This is a genomic window from Solidesulfovibrio aerotolerans, assembly GCF_009856865.1.
GTDB lineage: Bacteria > Desulfobacterota > Desulfovibrionia > Desulfovibrionales > Desulfovibrionaceae > Solidesulfovibrio > Solidesulfovibrio aerotolerans.
Map to the genome: position 1 here is coordinate 1 of NZ_WVUD01000118.1, position 917 is coordinate 917.

Here is a 917-nt window from a genome sequence, read left to right on the forward strand (position 1 = left end):
CAAATACGCAGTATGCAAGGCGACACGTCATATCTCGGTTGGCATCGAAACTCTGCACTCGACTAATGTCAACCCCAGATTTTTTCGAATAACGTAATGTTGATTCAAGAAAATTCTCCCCACTTCCGTAAGGACTGACCTCCCACAGTGACGAGTAAATGCGGCTGTCCGGGATGGCTTCAAGATAAGATGAAAATTCGCCGTATCGGAAACTCGACACCGGGGAAGGAAAACTACTATCAATCAGAAGCAAACCGGCATTCCCCTTTCCCTGGGGACAAGACTGCGCACCAAAGACGCGAGCCTGTGCACCAGGCCGAAGAACCTCTGCTTCACGAACCAAGCGGTGGGCACCGATTGCGTCCCCGACCGCCAGGGCCTTCAATGCCTGTGCCTCCAGATCCTCGGCTAGCGATATCTCCTTTGCAAATTCCACGTAGTCCCGGGCCTCAGGTGATCCCGCTCCTCCAGCCTTGGCGGCTCGTTCCAACTCCTCTGCCGCCTCCTTATGACGGCCGAGCATCCTCAGCAATCGACCTCGATGGTTTCTAGCGAACACATCTGTGGGCGTAAGTTTCAAGATTTCGTGGTAGATCTCGACGCAAAGTGCCAGATCATATTTCCGCCAGGACAGAGAATTTTGTGCTAACAATAGAAACAGTGTCTCGCCGGGGCTAACATCCACCGGATCGATGCGCCCCACGGTGGACACAACATCCTCATACCGCCCCTGTTGGAAGCGGATCGGGATGAGTACCCGCAAAATATAGAGGTTGTCCGGATCGTCCCGAAGCACGCGCTCGATGCGGTCCTCCAGGTCGGGCAGATCGCTCGGCAGGGACTGCAAGCACCTGCGCATTCCACAGCGCAGGAAGTGCTCTAAAGGGTTGTTCCCGCCGTCGGCAACGGCGGGATAT

1 protein-coding gene is annotated in these 917 nt (G+C 55.1%); it reads right to left on the reverse strand.

The genetic code is table 11. The features are described from left to right. On the reverse strand, positions 1-917 hold a 917-nt coding region (locus GTA51_RS20345), incomplete at both ends, for a tetratricopeptide repeat protein (protein WP_211922684.1).